Genomic DNA, 21048 nt, shown 5'->3' on the forward strand with positions numbered 1-21048 from the left:
CTACCTGGACACCGTGCCGCTGCCGCCCTCCGCCGGGGTGGACGGCCTGCTGGCGGCGCTGCGCGCGGCCGGCCCGGGCCCGGTGGCGGAGCGGATCGTCCGGGACCGGCTGCCGGTCGCGGTGGCCGGCTACCTGCGGGCGCGGACCTGGCAGCCCTGGGCGGGGCCGGACGATCCGGACCCGGCGGTCCAGCTGGGCCGCGAGGTCGACCGGTTGGCGGGCGAGCTGGCCTGACCGGGCGTCGGCCGGCCCGCGCCCTTCGCACCTCCGCCCCTCAGGCCTCCGCACCTCCGTACCACCCCACGTCTCCCCCACGCCCGTCACGAACGAGTCGCCAAGATCTCACCTCCTGGACAGGTCAGGGGGCTATTCAGCACCCCGGCTCGCACGGCACACTTCTACGCGCGTCCCTCTACGCGCGTCGACGCGTGCACGCACACTTTTGTTCACGAACACCAGTTGACGGTCCATCCGCCGTCGTCCCACTCGGGAGAGTCGTCCATGACCCTGAACCGCCGTGACTTCGTCACCCGGTCCGCCGCCACCGCCGCCGGCGCAGCCCTGGCCGGCGGTGCCGCCCTGGCCGCCGCCCCCTCCGCCGCGGCCGCCCAGCCGGACGCGGCGGCCGCCAAGGGCCAGCAGCGCAAGCCGCGCACGCAGGCCTTCACCGTCATGGGCACCACCGACCTGCACGGCCGGGTGCTCAACTGGGACTACTTCACCGACGCCGAGTACACCGACAAGGCCCACAACGCGGTCGGCCTCGCCAAGATCTCCACGCTGGCCAACCAGGTGCGCGAGGAGAAGGGCTGGGACCGCTGCCTGCTGATCGACTCCGGCGACACCATCCAGGGCACCCAGCTGTCCTACTACTACGCCCGGATCGAGTCGATCGACACCGAGGCCAACACCGTGCCGGACCACCCGATGGCCGTCGCCATGAACCTCATGGAGTACGACGCCGCCGCGCTCGGCAACCACGAGTTCAACTACGGCATCCCGCTCCTGAAGGCCTACGAGGAGCAGCTGGAGTTCCCGCTGCTGGGCGCCAACGCGCTGAACGCGAAGAACGAGAAGCCGGCCTTCAAGCCGTACGTGATCAAGGAGCTGCGCCTGGGCGGCGGCCGTCCGGTGCGGGTCGGCATCCTCGGCCTGACCAACCCGGGCATCGCGATCTGGGACAAGGCCAACGTCAGCGGCAAGATGGTCTTCCCGGGCATCGTGGAGACCGCCGCCACCTGGGTGCCGAAGATGAAGGCCGCGGGCGCGGACGTCATCGTGGTCTCGGCGCACTCCGGCTGCGACGAGGCGACCACCTGGGGCGACCAGCTGCCGTGGGCCGAGAACGTCTCGGTCGCGCTGGCGGAGACCGTCCCGGACATCGACGCGGTGCTGGTGGGCCACGCCCACAAGGAGGTCCCGCAGCGCCTGGTCGTCAACAAGAAGACCGGCCGCACGGTCGTCCTCTCCGAGCCGCTCTGCTACGGCCAGCGGCTGACCTGCTTCGACTTCGAGGTCGAGTTCACCGGCGGCGCCTGGAAGGTCGCCTCGGTCTCCTCCCGGCTGCTGAACTCCAACACCGTGCCGGAGAACCCGGAGATCACCGACGCGATCGCCGGGCAGCACAAGAAGGTCGTCGCGTACGTCAACCAGAACATCGGCACCAGCAAGATCGCGCTGTCGATCGCCGACGCCCCCTTCAAGGCCACCCCGATCATCGACCTGATCGGCCGGGTCCAGGCCGACGCCGTCAAGGCCGCGCTGGCGGGCGGGCAGTACGCCAACCTCCCGGTGCTGGCCCAGGCCGCCCCGTTCAACCGCACCGCCCTGATCCCGTCCGGCCAGGTGAAGCTGCGCGACGCCGCGGGCCTCTACATCTACGAGAACACCCTGGAGGCCCGCATCCTGACGGGCGCCCAGCTCAAGGACTACCTGGAGTACTCGGTCAAGTACTACAACCAGCTCGCCCCGGGCGCCCCGGTCGACAAGGACAAGCTGACCGGCGCCGAGGCCACCCCGGACTACAACTACGACTCGCTCTACGGCCTGAGCTACGACATCGACATCGCCCAGCCGAAGGGCTCGCGGATCGTCAACCTGTCCTTCCAGGGCAAGCCGATCGACCCGGCCGCGGAGTTCGTCCTGGCCGTCAACAACTACCGTGCCAACGGCGGCGGCAACTTCCCGCACGTCGCCAAGGCCAAGATGGTCTGGTCGAACTCCGACGAGATCCGCAACACCATGATCGCCTGGGTGAAGGCCAAGGGCGTCATCGACCCCGCCGACTTCTTCACCGACTCCTGGCGCCTGGTCCGCGCCGGCCAGCCGGTCTTCTGATCCGCACTCCCCGAGCGAAAGGCCGTCGCCCCGTCCGGCGACGGCCTTTCGGCCTGTCCGGTGGAAGAATGGCGCCATGAGCGAGTTCCAGATCCCCGAGCGCCACGCGAGGCTGCTGGCCTACGCGGAGAGCCTGACGCCTCCGGCCGGGTGGAAGATCGAGATCTCCGGCGACGAGATCATCATGATGGCCGGCCCCTCGGTGATCCACCAGCGCAACCTGCTGCTCGTCCGCGAGCAGTTCGACGCCCACCGCCCCGCCGAAACGATGCCGAGCGAGAACACCGACCTCGCCTCCCCGAACGTCGGCAAGCTCCGCAACCCCGACCTGACCTACATCCCCCTCTCGGCGCTGGAGGAGGGCGGCAACCAGGTCCCCGCCGAGCAGGCGGCCATCGCGGTGGAGATCGTCTCCCCGTCGAACCCGGAGAACGACCTGGTCGGCAAGGTCCGCGACTACCCACTGATGGCCATCCCGCTGTACCTGCTGATCGACCCGCGCGAGGGCGACCTGACGCTCTACGCCGAGCCGTCCGACAGCGGCTACCGCTGGCGCTGGAACGGCAAGTTCGGCGACCCGGTCCCGCTCCCGGCCCCCTTCGGCTTCGAGCTCGCCACCGACGCCCTGCTCCGCTACCCCGCCTGACACCACGGGCCTCCCGGCGGCTGCCGCCGGGAGGCCCTCGCGTCCGAACCCCCGGTCAGAAGGGGAAGACCGCGCGCTCGTGCTGGACGGAGATCCACTTCAGGGTGGTGAAGGCGTCCACCGTGGACTCGCCGTTGAGGCGGCCGACGCCGGAGTTCTTCTCGCCGCCGAAGGGCACGCCCGGCTCGTCGGCTATGGTGCCGCCGTTGACGTGGATCATGCCGGTCTCGATCCGCTGGGCGAGCTTCACGCCGCGCTCGGTGTTCCCGGTGTGCACCGCGCCGCTGAGGCCGAAGGGCGTGGCGTTGGCGAGCCGGACGGCCTCGTCCTCGCCGTCGAAGGGCACCAGCAGGACGACCGGGCCGAAGAGTTCGGTCCGCAGGATCGGCGCGTCCTCGGCCAGGCCGGTGAGGACCACCGGCTCCATCAGGCTGCCGACCGTGTCGCCGCGCAGCAGCGCGGTGGCGCCGGCCGCGACGGCCTGGTCGACCTGGGCGCGCAGGCCGTCGGCCTGGACGGGGTTGATCAGCGGGCCGATGTGGGTGGCCGGGTCCCGCGGGTCGCCGACGGTGAGCGAGGCGACCTTGGCGACGAACTTCTCGGTGAACTCGGCCTCGACGGACCGGTCCACCAGCACCCGGTTGGCGGCCATGCAGACCTGTCCCTGGTGGACGAAGCGGCTGAACACCGCGGCGTCGACGGCGTGGTCCACGTCGGCGTCGTCCAGGACGATCAGCGCGCTGTTGCCGCCGAGTTCCAGGACGGTGCGCTTGAAGTGCCCGGCGGCGACGGTGGCGACGTGCCGGCCGACCTTGTCGGAGCCGGTGAAGGAGATCACCTTGGGCACCGGGTGCTCCAGGAAGCTGTCGCCGATCTCGGCGATGTCGGTGATCACCACGTTCAGCAGGCCGGGCGGGAGCCCCGCGTCCTCGAAGAGCTTGGCGATCAGCCCGCCGCCGACCACCGGGGTCTCCTGGTGCGGCTTGAGGACGACGCCGTTGCCGAGCGCGAGCGCCGGGGCGACGGCCTTGAGCGCCAGGAACAGCGGGAAGTTGAACGGGCTGATCACGCCGACCACGCCGACCGGCAGCCGGTAGAGGCGGTTCTCCCGGCCCTGGGCGGGCGAGGTCAGCAGCCGGCCCTCGGGGGCCACCGACAGGTGCAGGCACTCCCGCAGCACGTCCTTGACCAGCGACAGTTCGAAGCCCGCCTTCAGCGCGGTGCCGCCGAGTTCCGCCATGACCGCCTGGACGATCTCCGGCTCGCGCTCCTCCAGCAGCCGCAGCGCGCGCTCGAAGACCAGCCGCCGCTGGTAGGGGTTGGTGGCGGCCCACTGCTTCTGGGCGCGCTCGGCGGCGCGGTAGGCCAGGTCGACCTCGGCGACGGTGGCGACGGTGATGGTGGCGAGCTTGTCGCCGGTGTAGGGGTCGACGTCGACGATGTCCCAGGAGCCGCTGCCGCTGCGCCATTCGCCATCGATGTACTGCAGGGCCAACTCGGAGAAGTACGACATCTGATCCCTCTCATGCACCCGACCTGATGGGGGATCATCGTACTGACGTATTACAGTTCCTGGCGCACGGAATGGAGCAGGTCGCGGGTCAGTGCCGGGCTCAGGCTGTCGGCGACCAGGTCGTCCATCGCGTGCCGGTACTCGGCCACCTCGGCGGGCTTGTCGAGGTAGAGCGCGGTGGTGAACTGCTCCAGGTACACCACGTCCGACAGTTCGGCCTCGGCGAAGCCCAGGACGGTGAACGCGCCGCTCTCGGCGCTCAGCCCGGCGTTGCCCAGCGGCAGCACCTGGAGCCGGACATTGGGCAGTTCGCTCAGCTCCAGCAGCCGGTCCAGCTGGCCGCGCATCAGCTCCGCGCCGCCCCAGGGCCGGCGCAGCGCGGCCTCGTCCAGTACCGCGACCAGCCGCGGCGCCCGCTCGCCGGTCAGCACCGCCTGCCGCTTGAGCCGTACGTCGACCCGGCGCTCGATCTCCTCCGGCCCGGTGGCGTGGCAGCCGGCGGTGACCACGGCCCGGGCGTAGTCGGCGGTCTGGAGCAGCCCGTGGACGAACTGGACCTCGTAGCTGCGGATCTCGGCCGCGGCCTCCTCCAGTCCCAGGTAGTTCTGGAACCAGCCGGGCAGGACGTCCCCGTACTCGTGCCACCAGGAGCTGGCGTTGGCGTCGCGCAGCAGTCCGAGGACGGTGGCCCGCTCCTGTTCGACCTCGACCCCGTACAGGGTGAGCAGGTCGGCGACGTCGCGCTCCTTGAAGCCGACCCGGCCGAGCTCCATGCGGCTGATCTTGGACTCGGAGGCCCGGATCGAGTACCCGGCCTCCTCCCGGCTGACGCCTCTGGCCTCGCGGAGCTTGCGCAGCTGGGTACCGAGCAGCAGGCGCCGTACCGTGGCGCCCCCGCCTGCCTGAGTCGTGCCCATCGACGTCATCCTCCGCGCTCGCCCAGCCCCCCGGCCGTCGGCCGCAGTCTGCCACCTGGCACCGACGAACAACAGCCCACTGTCCCGGAACCCGCCGGGCGCCGAACAACTCCGGCCGTTTGTCCGAGAGTTGCCGCGGCCCGGGGAGGGCTCAGGGGCCTCCGTGCGGGTACGCGACGGCGCCCGCCCTCCAACTGGTCGGGGAAGAGGGCAGGCGCCAGGAGACCGCGTTGGCCCGGCGACTCTGACGGGGGCAGCGGGTTGAGCTCCCGGCGATGCGGCGCCGGGGGTTCGGGGTGGGCCGGTCGGAGCGTCCGGGGCCCGTCAGACCACCAGGGGGCGGTCGGTGGGCCGGATCGGCGCGGGAAGCGGGGTCTTGCCGCCGAGGTACTTGTCCACCGCCGCGGCGGCCGAGCGGCCTTCCGCGATGGCCCAGACGATCAGCGACTGGCCACGGCCGGCGTCTCCGCAGACGTACACGCCATCGACATTGGTGGCGAACCGGCCATCGCGGGCAATGTTACCGCGCGCGTCGAGGTCCGCTCCCAGCTGCTCGACCAGCCCGTTGCGCACGTCCGTCCCGGTGAAGCCCATGGCCAGGGTGACCAGCTGGGCCGGGATGGCCCGCTCGGTGCCGGGGACCTGCTCGAAGCGGCCGTCCCTGAACTCGACCTCGACGAGGTGCAGCTCCTGGACGTTGCCGTCCTCGTCGCCGCTGAAGTGGGTGGTGCTGACCGAGTAGATCCGCTCGCCGCCCTCCTCGTGCGCGGAGGTGACCTTGTACGTCATCGGCATGGTCGGCCACGGCTGGTGCCCGGGCCGGTCCTCGCCGGGCCGCGGCATGATCTCCAGCTGGGTGACGGAGGCCGCCCCCTGCCGGTGGGCGGTGCCGACGCAGTCCGCGCCGGTGTCGCCGCCGCCGATCACGACCACGTGCTTGCCCTTGGCGCTGATCGGGGACTCCACGAAGTCGCCCTCCTGCACCTTGTTGGCCAGCGGCAGGTACTCCATGGCCTGGTGGACGCCCTTGAGCTCGCGCCCGGGCACCGGCAGGTCGCGGGCGGTGGTGGCGCCGGCCGCGACGACCACGGCGTCGAAGCGCTCGCGCAGCTGCTGCCCGGTGATGTCCTCGCCGACGTGCACGCCGGTGCGGAACCGGGTGCCCTCCGCCCGCATCTGCTCGATGCGGCGGTTGATGTGGCGCTTCTCCATCTTGAACTCGGGGATGCCGTAGCGCAGCAGTCCGCCGATCCGGTCGGCCCGCTCGTACACGACGACGGTGTGCCCGGCGCGGGTGAGCTGCTGGGCGGCGGCGAGGCCGGCCGGGCCGGAGCCGACGACGGCGACGGTCTTGCCGGAGAGCCGCTCCGGGACCTGCGGGGTGACCCCGCCGCGGTCCCAGGCCTTGTCGATGATGGTGACCTCGACGTTCTTGATGGTCACCGCGTCCTGGTTGATGCCGAGGACGCACGCGGACTCGCACGGGGCCGGGCACAGGCGGCCGGTGAACTCCGGGAAGTTGTTGGTGGCGTGCAGCCGCTCGATCGCGCCGACGAAGTCGTCCCGGTAGGCCAGGTCGTTCCACTCGGGGATGAGGTTCCCGAGCGGGCAGCCGTTGTGGCAGAACGGGATGCCGCAGTCCATGCAGCGGCCGGCCTGCTTGGTGATGATCGGCAGGAGGCTGCGCTCGACGTAGACCTCGTTCCAGTCCCGCAGACGGACGTCCACGGGGCGGCGCTCGGCCAGCTGCTTGGGCGTGGTCAGGAAGCCCTTGGGGTCAGCCATTAGCCGCCTCCATCATCTTGCGAGTGGTCTCGGCCTCGGAGAGGCCATCGCGCTCAGCGGCGTCCTTGGCGGCGAGCACTGCCTTGTAGTCGGTCGGCATGATCTTGGAGAAGCGGGAGACCCCGCTGCCCCAGTCCGCCAGGAGTTCGGCGGCGACGGTGGAGCCGGTCTCCTCGTAGTGCTGCTGCACGGTCTCGCGCAGCCAGTCGCGGTCGGTGGCGGTGGGGGCCTCGATGCCCACCATGCCGTCGTTGACGTTCGCGGGGCGCAGGTCCAGGACGTACGCGATGCCGCCGGACATGCCCGCCGCGAGGTTGCGCCCGGTCTCGCCGAGGACGACGACCCGGCCGCCGGTCATGTACTCCAGGCCGTGGTCGCCGACGCCCTCGACCACCAGGGTGGCCCCGGAGTTGCGGACGGCGAAGCGCTCGCCGGCCTTGCCGCGCAGGTGGACGCGGCCCGCGGTGGCGCCGTAGCCGATGGTGTTGCCGGCGATGACGTGGTTCTGCGCGTCGTTGCCGATGGCGGCCGCCTCGCGGGCCGGGCGGACGATCACCACGCCGCCGGAGAGGCCCTTGCCGACGTAGTCGTTGGCGTCGCCCTCCAGCCGCAGGGTCACGCCGCGCGGCAGGAACGCGCCGAAGGACTGCCCGGCGGAGCCGGTGAAGGTGACGTCGATGGTCCCCTCCGGCAGGCCCTCGCCCCGGTACCGCTTGGTCACCTCGTGGCCGAGCATGGTGCCGACGGTGCGGTTGACGTTGCGGATCGGCAGCTGGATCCGGACGGTCTCGCCGCGCTCCAGCGCGTCCTCGGCGAGGGTGATCAGCTGGTTGTCCAGGGCCTTGTCCAGCGCGTGGTCCTGGGTGGTGGTGCGGTGGCGGGCGGCCCCCTCGGGCAGCGCCGGCACGTGGAACAGCGGGGCGAGGTCCAGCCCGGCGGCCTTCCAGTGGTCGATCGCGGCCCGGGCGTCGATGTGCTCGGCGCGGCCGACGGCCTCCTCGATCGAGCGGAAGCCCAGCGAGGCCAGGATCTCCCGGACCTCCTCGGCGATGAACTCGAAGAAGTTGACCACGAACTCGGGCTTGCCGGAGAACCGCTCGCGCAGCACCGGGTTCTGGGTGGCGACGCCGACCGGGCAGGTGTCCAGGTGGCAGACCCGCATCATGATGCAGCCGGAGACCACCAGCGGGGCGGTCGCGAAGCCGAACTCCTCGGCGCCGAGCAGCGCGGCGATGACCACGTCGCGGCCGGTCTTCAGCTGGCCGTCGGTCTGGACGACGATGCGGTCGCGCAGCCCGTTCAGCAGCAGGGTCTGCTGGGTCTCGGCGAGGCCGAGCTCCCAGGGACCGCCCGCGTGCTTCAGCGAGGTGAGCGGCGAGGCGCCCGTCCCGCCGTCGTGCCCGGAGACCAGGACGACGTCGGCGTGCGCCTTGGACACGCCGGCCGCGACCGTGCCGACGCCGACCTCGGAGACCAGCTTCACGTGGATGCGGGCCGCCGGGTTGGCGTTCTTGAGGTCGTGGATCAGCTGCGCCAGGTCCTCGATCGAGTAGATGTCGTGGTGCGGCGGCGGCGAGATCAGGCCGACGCCCGGGGTGGAGTGCCGGGTCCTGGCGACCCACGGGTAGACCTTGTGGCCGGGCAGCTGGCCGCCCTCGCCGGGCTTGGCGCCCTGGGCCATCTTGATCTGGATGTCGTCGGCGTTGACGAGGTACTCGGAGGTGACGCCGAACCGGCCGGAGGCGACCTGCTTGATCGCCGAGCGGCGCTCCGGGTCGTACAGGCGGTCCGGGTCCTCGCCGCCCTCGCCGGTGTTGGACTTGCCGCCGAGGCGGTTCATCGCGATGGCCAGGGTCTCGTGCGCCTCGCGGGAGATCGAGCCGTACGACATGGCGCCGGTGGAGAAGCGCCGGACGATCGCGGAGACCGGCTCGACCTCCTCGACCGGGATCGGCTCCCGCTCCAGGCCGTTCAGCCGGAACAGGCCGCGCAGCGTCATCAGCCGCTCGGACTGCTCGTTCACCCGGTCCGTGTACTGCTTGAAGATGTCGTACCGGCGGTTGCGGGTGGCGTGCTGGAGGCGGAAGACGGTGTCCGGGTCGAACAGGTGCGGCTCGCCCTCGCGGCGCCACTGGTACTCGCCGCCGATCTCCAGCGCGCGGTGCGCGGCCGGGATGCCGGAGGCCGGGTACGCCTTGGCGTGCCGGGCGGCGGTCTCGCGGGCGATCTCCTCCAGGCCGATGCCGCCGAGCTTGGTGGTGGTGCCGGAGAAGTAGCCGTCGACGAGGCCCTGGGAGAGGCCGATGGCCTCGAAGACCTGGGCGCCGCGGTAGGAGGCGACGGTCGAGATGCCCATCTTGGACATGACCTTGAGCACGCCCTTGCCGAGCGCCTTGATCAGGTTGCGGATCGCCTTCTCGGGCTCGACGCCCTCGATGAACACCCCCTGGGCGACCAGGTCCTCGACGGACTCCATCGCCAGGTACGGGTTGACCGCCCCGGCGCCGTAGCCGATCAGCAGCGCGACGTGGTGCACCTCGCGGACGTCGCCCGCCTCGACCAGCAGCGACACCCGGGTGCGCTGCTTGGTGCGGATCAGGTGGTGGTGCACGGCCGAGGTGAGCAGCAGCGAGGGGATCGGCGCGTGCTCGGCGTCGGAGTGCCGGTCGGAGAGCACGACGATCCGGGCGCCGTCGGCGATCGCCGCGTCGGCCTCGGCGGCGATCTCGGCGAGCCGGGAGGCCAGGCCCTCGCCGCCGGAGGCGACCTTGTAGAGGCCGGAGAGCGTGACGGCCTTCAGGCCGGGCTGGTCGCCGTCGACGTTGATGTGGACGAGCTTGGCGAGCTCGTCGTTGTCGATCACGGGGAAGGTGATCCCGACCGAGCGGCAGGACGCGGCCTCGGCGGCCAGCAGGTTGCCCTCCGGGCCGAGGTTGGAGAGCAGCGAGGTGACGAGCTCCTCGCGGATGGCGTCCAGCGGCGGGTTGGTGACCTGCGCGAAGAGCTGCACGAAGTAGTCGAACAGCAGGCGCGGCTTCTCGCTCAGCGCGGCGATCGGCGAGTCGGTGCCCATCGAGCCGAGCGCCTCGGCGCCGGTGCGCGCCATCGGCGCGAGGATGACCCGCAGCTCCTCCTCGGTGTAGCCGAAGGTCTGCTGGCGGCGGGTGACGGAGGCGTGGGTGTGGAAGATGTGCTCGCGCTCGGGCAGCTTGGCGAGCTGGATCTGCCCGCCGTCGACCCACTCCTGGTAGGGGTGCTCGGCGGCGAGGGCGGACTTGACCTCCTCGTCCGGGACGATCCGGCCCTCGGCGGTGTCCACCAGGAACATCCGGCCGGGCTGGAGGCGGCCCTTCCGGACGACCTTCTCCTGCTCGATGTCGAGGACGCCGACCTCGGAGGAGAGGACGACCAGGCCGTCCTCGGTGATCCAGTACCGGGCCGGGCGCAGGCCGTTGCGGTCGAGCACGGCGCCGATCTGGTTGCCGTCGGTGAAGGTGACGCAGGCCGGGCCGTCCCAGGGCTCCATCAGGTTGGAGTGGTACTGGTAGAAGGCGCGGCGGTCCGGGCTCATGGTGGCGTGGTTCTCCCACGCCTCCGGGATCATCATCAGCACCGAGTGCGGCAGCGAGCGGCCGCCGAGGTGGAGCAGCTCCAGGACCTCGTCGAAGGAGGCGGAGTCGGAGTGCTCCGGCGTGCAGATCGGGAAGATCCGCTCCAGGCCCTGGCCCTTGCTGTTGGCGGGGATGAGGTCGGTCGCGAGCTGCGACTCCCGGGCGTGCATCCAGTTGCGGTTGCCCTTGACCGTGTTGATCTCGCCGTTGTGCGCGACGAAGCGGTACGGGTGGGCGAGCGGCCAGCTCGGGAAGGTGTTGGTGGAGAACCGCGAGTGCACCAGGCCGATCGCGGACGCGTAGCCGCGGTCCGACAGGTCGGGGAAGAAGGGCTCCAGCTGGCCGGTGGTCAGCATGCCCTTGTAGACGATGGTGCGCGCGGACAGCGACGGGAAGTACACCCCGGCCTCGCGCTCGGCCCGCTTGCGGACCACGAAGGCGGTCCGGTCGAGCTCGATGCCGGCCGTTCCGTCCTTCGCCAGGAAGAGCTGCCGGAACCGCGGCATCACGCTGCGCGCGGTGGCGCCGAGCAGGTCCGGGGTGACGGGGACGTCGCGCCAGCCGAGGACGGTCGTGCCCTCCTCGGCGGCGATGGCCTCGATCCGCGCGACGGCGGCGGCGTCCTTGTCGTCGTCCTCGGGGAGGAAGGCGATGCCGACGGCGTAGGAGCCGGCCGCCGGGAGCTCGAAGGGGACCTTCCCGCGCAGGAAGGCGTCCGGGACCTGGGTCAGGATGCCGGCGCCGTCGCCGGAGTCCGGCTCGGCGCCGGTGGCGCCGCGGTGCTCCAGGTTGCGCAGGACGTTCAGCGCCTGCTCGACGATGGTGTGGTCGGCGATGCCCGTCAGCGTGGCGACGAAACCGACGCCACAGGCGTCGTGCTCGTTCCGCGGGTCGTACAGGCCCTGGGCAGCAGGTCGCGCATCCGGCACGAGCGCGTACGGCTGGCGGGCGGCGCCGGCCTGGGGCTCGTTGGCGGAGTGCATGGATGCAGACAGCATCGGCTCTCCCGTCGTCGTCTTTCGGCAAGGTGGTGCAAGGAGGGACGACGTTGGCCCTGATGCGATGGTGCGGTGTCGTGCGAGTTACATGATGCCCACGATCCCGAGAAGCGGAATATCCCGTCCACATGGCGGGACGGCGCGCAGGTCAGGGGGCGTGTGAGAGGACGTGCCACAGTGCACGTCCCGACGATTGTGCCCAACCGTCCACCGCCTGAAACAGGGGCGAAACCGGGCCGCCACAGAAGCCCATCATGGACGCCTGGGAATCCATCCCGGGAGCCCGTCCGCGGATGCGAATCCGCGGCTCGGAGGCCCGGATGGTGAGACACTGCCAGGCGCCGCCCGAGGCCCATGTGTGAAACGTCACCCACTCACCAGCATAACCATGCACGCCATGGTCACCCCAGATGGCCGCCGATCAGCCACCCGAGCAGGTAGGTCACCCCGGCCGCCGCGCCGCCCAGCACCAGCTGCCGCAGCCCGCTGAACCACCAGCTGCGCGCCGTCACCCGGGCCACCACCGCGCCGCACAGGAACAGCCCGGCCCCCGCCAGCAGCATCGCCGGCAGCAGCGCGGTCGCCCCCAGCAGGTACGGCAGCAGCGGCAGCAGCGCACCGGGCGCGAAGCACAGGAACGACGAGCCGGCCGCCACCAGCGGCGAGGGCAGGTCGGTCGGGTCGACGCCCAGCTCCTCCCGGGCGTGCACCTCCAGGGCCAGCTCCGGGTCCGCGGACAGCTGCCGGGCCACCTCGTGGGCCAGCTCCGGGTCCACCCCGCGCGAGACGTACAGCTGGGCCAGCTCGGCCAGCTCCCCGTGCGGGTTGCGGCTCAGCTCCAGCCGCTCGGCCTCGATCTCGGCCTGCACCAGCTCCCGCTGCGAGGCCACCGAGGTGTACTCCCCCGCCGCCATCGAGCAGGCGCCAGCCGCCAGGCCCGCCAGCCCGGTCAGGATCACCGTCCCGTTGGACGCCGCCCCGCCGACCACGCCGGTCATCAGCGCGAAGTTGGACACCAGCCCGTCCACCGCGCCGAACACGGCCGGCCGCAGCCAGCCGCCGTTGACGTCCCGGTGGTGGTCCGCCGCGGGTATCCGGGGCTGGTGCCCGGCGTCGGCCTCCATCATGGTCGCACTCATCGTCGTTCCCCTCCGTCGTCGTTCGTCAGCCCTGAACGTAGCCCGTCTGACCTGGGCATTTCCAGCAAAGTAAGGCTGTCCGAACACCACTGAGGCCACCCTTCGCGAGCCTCGCGAAGGGTGGCCTCAGCCGGGGGAACTCCCAGGTCAGATCGGGTTCTTGACGTCCTCGCCGGCCGTCTCGGCGGCCGGCTTCCCGTCCACGGGCCCGGCCGGCTTCCGCAGAACCGGCTTCCCGTCGGCCTTTTCCTCGGCCTTGCCGTCGGCCTTCTCCTCGGCCTTCCCGGCCTTCTCGGCCTTCTTGCCGCCCTTGCCCTCGCCCCGGGCGGCCTCCGTCGCGGCACCGCCCGTCGCGGCGGCCTCCGCCGCGGCGTCCCGCTCCTCCTGCGCGGCCGGATCGATGCTCGCCGGGTCCTCCCGCCCGGGCCGCTTCCTGCCCACGATCACGAAGTACGCCACCGCGCCCACGAACACCGCGATGGACACCCAGTCGTTCAGCCGCAGGCCGAAGTAGACGTGCGCGTCGTCGATCCGCAGCCACTCGATCCAGAACCGGCCCACCGTGTACGCGGCCACGTACAGCGCGAACGCCCGGCCGTGGCCCAGCGTGAAGCGGCGGTCCGCCCAGATCACCAGCAGCGCGACACCGACGCACCACAGCGACTCGTACAGGAAGGTCGGCTGGTAGACGCCCTTCACGACCTCGCCGTTGGGCAGCGTCTTGTCGATCTCCAGGCCCCACGGCAGGGTGGTCGACCGGCCGTACAGCTCCTGGTTGAAGTAGTTGCCCCAGCGGCCCAGCGCCTGGGCGAGGGCGATGCCCGGCGCGATGGCGTCGGCGTACGCGGGCAGCGGCACGCCCCGGCGGCGGGCGCCGATCCAGGCACCGACCGCGCCCAGCGCGACCGCGCCCCAGATGCCGAGGCCGCCCTCCCAGATCTTGAGGGCGTCCCAGGGGTTCTTCCCCTCGGCGAAGTACAGGCGGCCGCCGTCGGTGATCACGTGGTAGAGGCGGCCGCCGACCAGGCCGAACGGCACGGCCCACACGGCGATGTCGCCGACGGTGTGCTTGGCACCGCCCCGGGCGACCCAGCGCTTGCTGCCGAGCCAGACGGCCACGACGACACCGAGGATGATGCAGAAGGCATAGGCGCGCAGCGGGATCGGTCCGAGGTACAGGACGCCCCGCGACGGGCTGGGAATGTAGGCGATATCCATGGCAGTTCCGACGCTACAGGGTCCGAAGGCCCGCTCGGACACCCTTGGGGTCACAGAAACCGAACAACGGGCCGCGCCGCCGCCTCCGGACGGGGAGGGGCGGCGCGGCCCGGCGGGCTCAGCCGGCCGTCGGCGACGGGTTGTTGGCCTCCGAGGCGGTGCCGGTCGGCGCCGGGGTCTGCCCGTGCGAACCCGCCGTGCCCAGCTGCTTGCCCTGGTTCGCGGCGTCCACCCACTTCGCCCGGGTCGCCGGGGTGATCTCCTCGCTGCCGTTCTTCGGGTAGACCGGCTGGCCGTTGAGCAGCACCGTCGGCGTGGACTTGAAGCTGGACTTGTCGAAGTCCTGCTGCACCGCGGACACCCAGCCGCCGAACCTGCTGTCCTTGACGCAGGACTGGAACGCGGGCGTGTCCAGGCCGTTGACCTGCTTGGCCAGGCCGAGCAGCACGGCCTTGTCGCCGAAGGCGTCGTTGGTCTCGTCCGGCTGGTTGCGGTACAGCACGTCGTGGAAGTCCCGGAAGTGCCCGGCGTCCTGGGCGCAGCCCAGCGCGTTGGCGCCGTTCCGGGAGCCCTTGCCCGCCACGGCCCGGTCGATGAACGACACGATGTGGTAGTTCGTGTAGATCTTCCCGGCGTCCTCCAGCTGGTCGATGGTCGACGAGAACTCGCGCTCGAAGGTGCCGCAGGCGGGACAGCGCGGGTCCTCGTAGACGGTGAGGACGGAGGGCGCGTTGTCGGCGCCGACCGGGATGACCAGGTTCTTGTCGCCGATCGTCCCGGCCGGGGCGGCGACCGGCGTCTCCGGCTTGGAGCGCTGGTTCTGCACCACGACGCCGACGATCACCGCGGCGGCGATCACCGCGAGCACGGAGCCGCCCACGATCAGCTTCTTCTTGCGCCGGGAGGAGGCCTCGTCGGCCGCCCGCTGCTCCAGCATCCGCTCACGGGCGGTGCGCTTGCCTTCTCGGTTCTTCTCGCTCATTGCGTTGACATCCACGGTCGGGGCCTTCGTCGGGGTGCAGGGATGTGGGGGTCAGCTCGCCAGCCAGCCGTCCGCCGACAGCCGGGTGCGGGGCCGCCACAGCAGCCACCCGGCCAGCAGCAGGAACCCGGTGTCGCGCAGGATCTCCTGGAGGTACTCCGTCTGGGACGCGTCGACGTGCCCGCCGCCGCCGAAGCAGCCGCAGTCGATCGAGATGCCGCGCGCCCAGGCGGAGGCGATCCCGGCGATGAAGGCCAGCAGCAGGAGCGCGGAGACCCCGGCCACCAGCCGGACGCCGAGGCCCACCACCAGCAGCAGGGCCAGCGCCAGCTCCAGGAACGGCAGGCCGTAGCCGATCGGCTTGACCAGGCCCTCGGGGAGGATCTCGTAGGCCCGGACGGCCTGCGCGGCCTCCGCCGGGTCGGAGATCTTCGCCAGCCCGGCCCACCCCCAGACCACCGCGAGGCCGAGCCGGACGACCGTGCCGAGCCACTCGCTCCAGGCCGGCACCGGCCGCCCCGCCGTCGGCGTGGGCGCGGAGCCACCGGGCTGCGCGGTCATCAGGGAACCCCCCTCGGGAAACTCGTTCACTCCCTGAGGAACCGTCGGGGGCGGAGGGGGGTTTCTCCGCGGGCGGGAATGACGCCGGATGAGTGACGTTCCGTCCGAACAGTCCGAACACCCGAGCGTCAGCGGCACCCCGCCAACCACCCCGCCTCGAACAGGTCGGGGTGCCGGGCGGCCTCCGCGCACGCCACCGCCTCCCGCTCCGCCCGCTCGGCACCCCGCTTCGCCAACGCGTGGCCCACCTCGACATGCACCCCGACCGCGCCGACGAGCACCACCACGGCCGCCGCCGCCCGCAGCAGGACGGCCCGCTGGACACTCCGCACCGGCTCACCCCTTCCCGCTCGCCCCGGCAACCGTTCGTGCACTCCTCCCTCCACTCAACGTCCGCCAACCCCGCCTGATGCGTGTCCCCACCCCTTGTTCACCCGTTCGGGTCCGCACTCCGGTCGGCGCGCACGGCAAATGCCGCGCGCCCGGGGCCGCGCCCCTCAGGAGCGCGGCCCCGGAAACACACCCACGAAAGACCGGCGGCCCCCCACTCCCGAGGAGTGGAGGGCCGCCGGCCTGATGGTCCTACCGCGCGTCAGCTCCGCCGCACGCCCGAGGCCAGCTCCCCGGCCAGGGCCCGCACCGCGTCCAGCGCCGCTTCCTCGTCCTCGCCCGCGGCCAGGATCCGCTTCACGAACGCCGACCCCACGATGACCCCGTCCGCGAACCGGGCGACCTCCGCCGCCTGCACCGCGTCCGAGACCCCGAGCCCGACGCAGACCGGCAGGTCGGTGGTGGCCCGGGTCCGGGCGACCAGGTCCTCGGCCATCGAGCCGACGGCCGACCGCGTCCCGGTCACGCCCATCACCGCGGCCGCGTACACGAACCCGCTGCCCGCCGCCGTGACCTCCGCCAGCCGCGCGTCCTTGCTGCTGGGGGCGACCACGAACACGGTGTCCAGACCGTGCTCGTCCGCCGCCTTGCGCCACTCCTCGGACTCCTCCACCGGCAGGTCCGGCAGGATGCAGCCGGCCCCGCCCGCGGCCGCCAGGTCGGCGGCGAACCGCGCCACCCCGTAGCGGTCGACCGGGTTCCAGTACGTCATCACCAGCACCGCCGCCGCGGGGTGCGCGGAGGCGGCCTCCTGGACGGTGCGCAGCACGTCCTTGATCCGCACGCCGCCCCGCAGCGCGATGTCGTCGGCGGTCTGGATGACGGCGCCGTCCAGCACCGGGTCGGAGTGCGGCAGCCCGACCTCGACCACGTCGCAGCCGCCCTCGATCAGCGCGTTGACCGCCCGGATGCCGCCGTCCACGGTCGGGAACCCGGCCGGCAGGTACCCGATCAGCGCGGCCCGGTCCTCGGCCTTGGCCGCGGCCAGGATGTCGCTCAGCTTGGAAGCCATGATCACTTACCCCCCTCGGCGGAGTCGGCCGACCCGGCGGACCCGGCCCCCGGCTCGTCGTACAGCCCGAAGTACTCGGCCGCGGTGTGCATGTCCTTGTCCCCGCGTCCCGACAGCGAGACCAGGATGGTCGCCTCCGGCCCGAGCTCGCGCCCCAGCTCCAGCGCCCCGGCGAGCGCGTGGGCGCTCTCGATGGCCGGGATGATCCCCTCGGTGCGGGACAGCAGCCGCAACGCCTGCATCGCGGCGTCGTCGGTGACCGGACGGTACTCGGCGCGCCCGGTGTCCTTCAGCCAGGCGTGCTCCGGCCCGACGCCCGGGTAGTCCAGCCCGGCCGAGATCGAGTGCGACTCGATGGTCTGCCCGTCCTCGTCCTGGAGGACGTACGTCCGGGAGCCGTGCAGCACGCCCGGGTCCCCCTTGGTGAGGGTGGCCGCGTGCCGGGGCGTCTCGGCGCCCTCGCCGGCCGCCTCGCAGCCGATCAGCCGCACCCCGGCGTCCGGGATGAACTCGTGGAAGATCCCCATCGCGTTGGAGCCGCCGCCGACGCAGGCCACGACGGCGTCGGGCAGCCGGCCGGTCCGGTCGAGCACCTGCTGCCGCGCCTCGACGCCGATGACCCGGTGGAAGTCCCGGACCATCATCGGGAAGGGGTGCGGCCCGGCGACGGTGCCGAACAGGTAGTGGGTGGAGTCGACGTTGGCGACCCAGTCCCGGAACGCCTCGTTGATGGCGTCCTTGAGCGTCCGGCTGCCGGACTTGACGGCCACCACCTCGGCGCCGAGCATCCGCATCCGGGCGACGTTGAGCGCCTGGCGCTGGGTGTCGACCTCGCCCATGTAGATGGTGCAGTCGAAGCCGAACAGCGCGCAGGCGGTCGCGGTGGCCACGCCGTGCTGGCCGGCGCCGGTCTCGGCGATGATCCGGGTCTTGCCCATCCGCTTGGTGAGCAGCGCCTGGCCCAGCACGTTGTTGATCTTGTGCGAGCCGGTGTGGTTGAGGTCCTCGCGCTTGAGCAGGATGCGCGCGCCGCCCGCCTCGGCGGAGAAGCGGTGCACGTCGGTCAGCGGGCTCGGGCGCCCGGTGTAGTCCTTGAGCAGCGCGTCGAGCTCGGCGGTGAAGGCCGGGTCGGTCTTGGCCTTCTCGTACTCCTCGGCGACCTGCTCGACCGCGGCGACCAGCGCCTCGGGGATGAAGCGGCCGCCGTACGCGCCGAAGTAGCCGCGCGCGTCCGGCACCTGGGCGCCGGGCAGGTAGTCCTTTTCGGACATGGTGGTTTCCCTTGAACGGAGATGGACGACAACGACGTCTTCCCGGCTGGGCTTCAGCCGGACGTCACGCGCCATCGCCGTCCCGGCACCTGCCCGGGCTCGCACCCGATGACGTACCGCACCCGACGCCCCAGCACCCGGCGTGCGGGCGCGCGGCAGCCGCGCGGGCGGCAACCGGGGGCGAGTCGGGCGGCGATCTTCATGGGGTGGGGGTCAGTCCTTGTGCCGGACGGCGGGGTGGGCCCCGGCGGCGACCAGGTCGGCGACCGCGGCGCGCGGGTCCTTGCCGGTCACCAGCGACTCGCCGACCAGCACCGCGTCGGCGCCGAGGTTGGCGTAGTTGATCACGTCCAGCGGGCCGCGCACACCGGACTCGGCGATCTTGACGATGCCGTCCGGGATGGCGTGGGCGACGTTCTCGAAGGTGTTGCGGTCCACCTCGAGCGTCTTCAGGTTGCGGGCGTTGACGCCGATGATCCGGGCGCCGGCGTCCACCGCGCGCTTGATCTCCTCCTCGTCGTGCACCTCGACCAGCGGGGTGAGGCCGATCGACTCGGCGCGCTCGATCAGCGACACCAGGGCCGGCTGGTCGAGGGCCGCGACGATCAGCAGCGCGAGGTCGGCGCCGTGCGCACGGGCCTCCCACAGCTGGTAGGCGGTGACGATGAAGTCCTTGCGCAGCAGCGGGGTGTCCACCGCGGCGCGGACGGCGTCCAGGTCGGCCAGCGAACCGCCGAAGCGGCGCTGCTCGGTCAGCACGCTGATCGCGGCGGCACCGCCGGCCGCGTAGTCCACCGCCAGGGCGGCCGGATCGGCGATCGAGGCCAGGGCGCCCTTGGACGGGCTGGAGCGCTTCACCTCGCAGATCACCCGGACCCCGTCGCCCCGGAGGGCGGCGACGCCGTCCTTGGCCTCCGGAGCCTTGGCGGCCAGCGCCTTGAGCTCGTCCAGGGAGACCCGGGCCTGCCGCTCGGCGAGGTCCTCGCGGACCCCTTCGATGATCGAGTCGAGCACACTCACTCAGGAGCCCCCATCTTTTCTGCCAGTTGGCCGGCGCGAGCCGGCGGGCGACAGCCCACCGACTCTTCGATGGTATCGGCACCCGGGGGCGGGGGGCGCACCGGTTCGAACCGCGTCTCGCGGACCGGACTCCCGCTCCGGCGGTCCCCAGCTGCGGCTTCACCGGGCGTGCACCGGTTTTCGGACGGTCTTCGCACCGGTTTTCGGACGCTCTCCGAGCCGGCCGCGACCGGTGGCCGGGACGTGGCGTCAGGGCGTACGGGAAGCGGCGGCCGCGCGATCGAGGACCACGGTCAGGGGCCGCGGTACGGCAGCCGGGACGCGGCGGTCGCGCGGCCCGGTCAGACCAGCGGCGGCGCCAGCCCGGCACCGACCCCCGAGTTGCGCACCACTGTGAACACCAGCACCAGCAGGGCGATCAGCGCCCACCGCCGGCCCCCGACGGTGATCCTGGGCGGCGGCCCGCCGGTCAGCGCGGCCCAGCCCCAGCGCAGCCACAGCACCGCCAGCACGCCGAACAGCAGGACCACGACGGCGTTGTCGTGCAGGGCGCCGGTGAGGTCCCCGTGGCTCAGCGCGTGGACGCAGCGCAGCCCCCCGCAGCCGGGGCACCACCAGCCGGTGGCGGTCAGGAACGGGCACTCGGGGTAGTGCCCGGGGGTGTTCGGGTCCACCACGGCGACGTACGCGGCGGGGACGGCCACCGCCGCCAGCGCGGTCAGCGGCGGGCTCAGCCGGCGCCGCACGGGCGGCGGGGCGGAGGCGGTGGAAGCGGTGGGGGCGGCGTTCACGCCCCGATTCTGCCCGGGTCGGGCCCGGACACGACGAAACGGCGGGCGTGGCGCGCCCGCCGTTCCGATGTACGACAAACGTGTGGTCGTGTGGTGCGACGAGCCCGTCGTCAGGCGGCGACGGCGGCGCGGGCCTCACGGGCCGCGAGCTGCTCCTCGGCCGACTTGTAGACGTTGGCGCTGGGCTGCTTGCCCATGCCCGCGAGGGACATGGCCTTGCCGACCACGCCGCCGGCCAGGATGACCGCCAGGCCGACCCAGACGAGCAGAACCGACGGCAGGATCATGGCGACGCCCGCGACGCCGAAGCCGACGAAGGAGATGACGACGCCGGTCCAGGCGGCGGTGGTGTGGCCGTGTGCTGCTGCTGCCATCTGAGTGGTGCTCCTTGGCTCTCGGGGCCCGGCCGGGCCTGCGGGGCCGCCGGCGGGTTGACGGGTTCCATTGTGCCGGGCCACACACCGACGGCCCAAAGCGGGTGGCGGGTCTATCGCGTCACATGCGCGCGGGCCGCGTCACATGCGCGCGGCTCACACCGCGGTCGGGTCCTCGCCCCGGTCCAGGGCCTTCCACAGGTCGCCCGGCGTCTCGGTCCGCGCCGGGGCCTTGCGGGTCGGCGCCTCGTAGCGGCTGCCCATGGCCGGCCAGCCCCGGCCGTAGCGCAGGGTGAGCAGTCCGGCCAGGGCCAGCAGGACCCCGCCGACCAGCGCGACCCAGGGCCAGGCGGTGTGCGAGACCTCGGTGGCCGCCGAACCGGTCAGCGCCAGCTTGCGGGCGGCCTCGGCGTCCAGCGCGGCGGTGTCGCCGGCCCCGGCCACCGAGGCGGCGGCCGCGCCGAGCCCGGCCAGCAGGGTCA

General features: G+C 72.2%; 19 protein-coding genes. 3 read left to right on the top strand and 16 right to left on the bottom strand.

Annotated features, from left to right (window positions below; all coding sequences use genetic code 11):
* From AE652_RS11625 to AE652_RS11635, 3 genes are all read left to right on the top strand, one after another.
* Positions 1-235: hypothetical protein (locus tag AE652_RS11625; RefSeq protein ID WP_049651204.1), on the top strand; the 235-nt coding region annotated here is incomplete at its 5' end.
* 267 nt (positions 236-502) lie between these two features.
* Positions 503-2338, top strand: a complete 1836-nt coding sequence (locus AE652_RS11630) for a bifunctional UDP-sugar hydrolase/5'-nucleotidase (RefSeq protein WP_049651205.1) — start codon at positions 503-505, stop codon at positions 2336-2338.
* Positions 2339-2414: 76 nt separating this feature from the next.
* Positions 2415-2984, top strand: a complete 570-nt coding sequence (locus tag AE652_RS11635) for a Uma2 family endonuclease (protein WP_049651206.1) — start codon at positions 2415-2417, stop codon at positions 2982-2984.
* 55 nt (positions 2985-3039) lie between these two features.
* Here the strand turns inward: AE652_RS11635 and AE652_RS11640 are convergent, their stop codons facing one another.
* From AE652_RS11640 to AE652_RS11710, 16 genes are all read right to left on the bottom strand, one after another.
* Positions 3040-4497, bottom strand: coding sequence for an aldehyde dehydrogenase family protein (locus AE652_RS11640; RefSeq protein WP_049651207.1), 1458 nt, complete (start codon positions 4495-4497; stop codon positions 3040-3042).
* A gap of 50 nt (positions 4498-4547) precedes the next feature.
* Positions 4548-5414, bottom strand: a complete 867-nt coding sequence (locus AE652_RS11645) for a helix-turn-helix transcriptional regulator (protein ID WP_049651208.1) — start codon at positions 5412-5414, stop codon at positions 4548-4550.
* Positions 5415-5738: 324 nt separating this feature from the next.
* Positions 5739-7199 carry a glutamate synthase subunit beta gene (locus tag AE652_RS11650; RefSeq protein ID WP_049651209.1) on the bottom strand — a complete coding sequence of 487 codons (1461 nt, stop codon included), beginning with the start codon at positions 7197-7199 and terminating at the stop codon, positions 5739-5741.
* Entirely contained in the window at positions 7192-11793 is a 4602-nt protein-coding gene (gene gltB / locus AE652_RS11655; RefSeq protein ID WP_199823077.1) for a glutamate synthase large subunit, read from the bottom strand. Before gltB ends, AE652_RS11650 begins: the two co-directional genes overlap by 8 nt.
* 416 nt (positions 11794-12209) lie before the next feature.
* Positions 12210-12935, bottom strand: a complete 726-nt coding sequence (locus tag AE652_RS11660; RefSeq protein ID WP_107086421.1) for a VIT1/CCC1 transporter family protein — start codon at positions 12933-12935, stop codon at positions 12210-12212.
* A 159-nt stretch (positions 12936-13094) separates the two neighbouring features.
* On the bottom strand, positions 13095-14165 hold the full coding sequence (gene lgt, locus AE652_RS11665; protein WP_049651212.1) for a prolipoprotein diacylglyceryl transferase: 1071 nt from the start codon (positions 14163-14165) through the stop codon (positions 13095-13097).
* A 118-nt stretch (positions 14166-14283) separates the two neighbouring features.
* Positions 14284-15147 carry a thioredoxin domain-containing protein gene (locus AE652_RS11670; RefSeq protein WP_049651213.1) on the bottom strand — a complete coding sequence of 288 codons (864 nt, stop codon included), beginning with the start codon at positions 15145-15147 and terminating at the stop codon, positions 14284-14286.
* A 51-nt stretch (positions 15148-15198) separates the two neighbouring features.
* Positions 15199-15708, bottom strand: coding sequence for a MauE/DoxX family redox-associated membrane protein (locus tag AE652_RS11675; protein WP_053112044.1), 510 nt, complete (start codon positions 15706-15708; stop codon positions 15199-15201).
* A gap of 128 nt (positions 15709-15836) precedes the next feature.
* Positions 15837-16040, bottom strand: coding sequence for a hypothetical protein (locus AE652_RS11680; protein ID WP_049651214.1), 204 nt, complete (start codon positions 16038-16040; stop codon positions 15837-15839).
* A 260-nt stretch (positions 16041-16300) separates the two neighbouring features.
* Positions 16301-17110, bottom strand: a complete 810-nt coding sequence (gene trpA, locus AE652_RS11685; RefSeq protein ID WP_049651221.1) for a tryptophan synthase subunit alpha — start codon at positions 17108-17110, stop codon at positions 16301-16303.
* Positions 17111-17112: 2 nt separating this feature from the next.
* Positions 17113-18381 (bottom strand): tryptophan synthase subunit beta, encoded by a 1269-nt coding sequence (gene trpB / locus AE652_RS11690; protein WP_049651215.1) that lies wholly within the window; start codon positions 18379-18381, stop codon positions 17113-17115.
* A 53-nt stretch (positions 18382-18434) separates the two neighbouring features.
* A complete protein-coding gene (gene trpM / locus AE652_RS49485; protein WP_188296911.1) occupies positions 18435-18584 on the bottom strand; it encodes a tryptophan biosynthesis modulator TrpM in 150 nt (49 codons plus the stop codon).
* Between the two features lie 10 nt (positions 18585-18594).
* Entirely contained in the window at positions 18595-19401 is an 807-nt protein-coding gene (gene trpC, locus AE652_RS11695; RefSeq protein WP_049651216.1) for an indole-3-glycerol phosphate synthase TrpC, read from the bottom strand.
* Between the two features lie 341 nt (positions 19402-19742).
* Positions 19743-20192, bottom strand: a complete 450-nt coding sequence (locus AE652_RS11700) for a DUF2752 domain-containing protein (protein WP_049651217.1) — start codon at positions 20190-20192, stop codon at positions 19743-19745.
* A gap of 110 nt (positions 20193-20302) precedes the next feature.
* Positions 20303-20566 (bottom strand): HGxxPAAW family protein, encoded by a 264-nt coding sequence (locus AE652_RS11705; protein ID WP_049651218.1) that lies wholly within the window; start codon positions 20564-20566, stop codon positions 20303-20305.
* A 156-nt stretch (positions 20567-20722) separates the two neighbouring features.
* A partial coding sequence (locus AE652_RS11710; protein ID WP_049651219.1) for a Trp biosynthesis-associated membrane protein occupies positions 20723-21048 on the bottom strand: 326 nt, incomplete at its 5' end.

The sequence above is a fragment of the Kitasatospora sp. MY 5-36 genome (assembly GCF_001182915.1).
Taxonomy (GTDB): domain Bacteria; phylum Actinomycetota; class Actinomycetes; order Streptomycetales; family Streptomycetaceae; genus Kitasatospora.

Coding starts and splice junctions, on each gene's coding strand:
- AE652_RS11630 (WP_049651205.1), top strand. CDS start 503: ATGACCCTGAACCGCCGTGACTTCGTCACCCGGTCCGCCGCCACCGCC.
- AE652_RS11635 (WP_049651206.1), top strand. CDS start 2,415: ATGAGCGAGTTCCAGATCCCCGAGCGCCACGCGAGGCTGCTGGCCTAC.
- AE652_RS11640 (WP_049651207.1), bottom strand. CDS start 4,497: ATGTCGTACTTCTCCGAGTTGGCCCTGCAGTACATCGATGGCGAATGG.
- AE652_RS11645 (WP_049651208.1), bottom strand. CDS start 5,414: ATGGGCACGACTCAGGCAGGCGGGGGCGCCACGGTACGGCGCCTGCTG.
- AE652_RS11650 (WP_049651209.1), bottom strand. CDS start 7,199: ATGGCTGACCCCAAGGGCTTCCTGACCACGCCCAAGCAGCTGGCCGAG.
- gltB (WP_199823077.1), bottom strand. CDS start 11,793: ATGCACTCCGCCAACGAGCCCCAGGCCGGCGCCGCCCGCCAGCCGTAC.
- AE652_RS11660 (WP_107086421.1), bottom strand. CDS start 12,935: ATGATGGAGGCCGACGCCGGGCACCAGCCCCGGATACCCGCGGCGGAC.
- lgt (WP_049651212.1), bottom strand. CDS start 14,165: ATGGATATCGCCTACATTCCCAGCCCGTCGCGGGGCGTCCTGTACCTC.
- AE652_RS11670 (WP_049651213.1), bottom strand. CDS start 15,147: ATGAGCGAGAAGAACCGAGAAGGCAAGCGCACCGCCCGTGAGCGGATG.
- AE652_RS11675 (WP_053112044.1), bottom strand. CDS start 15,708: ATGACCGCGCAGCCCGGTGGCTCCGCGCCCACGCCGACGGCGGGGCGG.
- trpA (WP_049651221.1), bottom strand. CDS start 17,110: ATGGCTTCCAAGCTGAGCGACATCCTGGCCGCGGCCAAGGCCGAGGAC.
- trpB (WP_049651215.1), bottom strand. CDS start 18,381: ATGTCCGAAAAGGACTACCTGCCCGGCGCCCAGGTGCCGGACGCGCGC.
- trpM (WP_188296911.1), bottom strand. CDS start 18,584: ATGAAGATCGCCGCCCGACTCGCCCCCGGTTGCCGCCCGCGCGGCTGC.
- AE652_RS11705 (WP_049651218.1), bottom strand. CDS start 20,566: ATGGCAGCAGCAGCACACGGCCACACCACCGCCGCCTGGACCGGCGTC.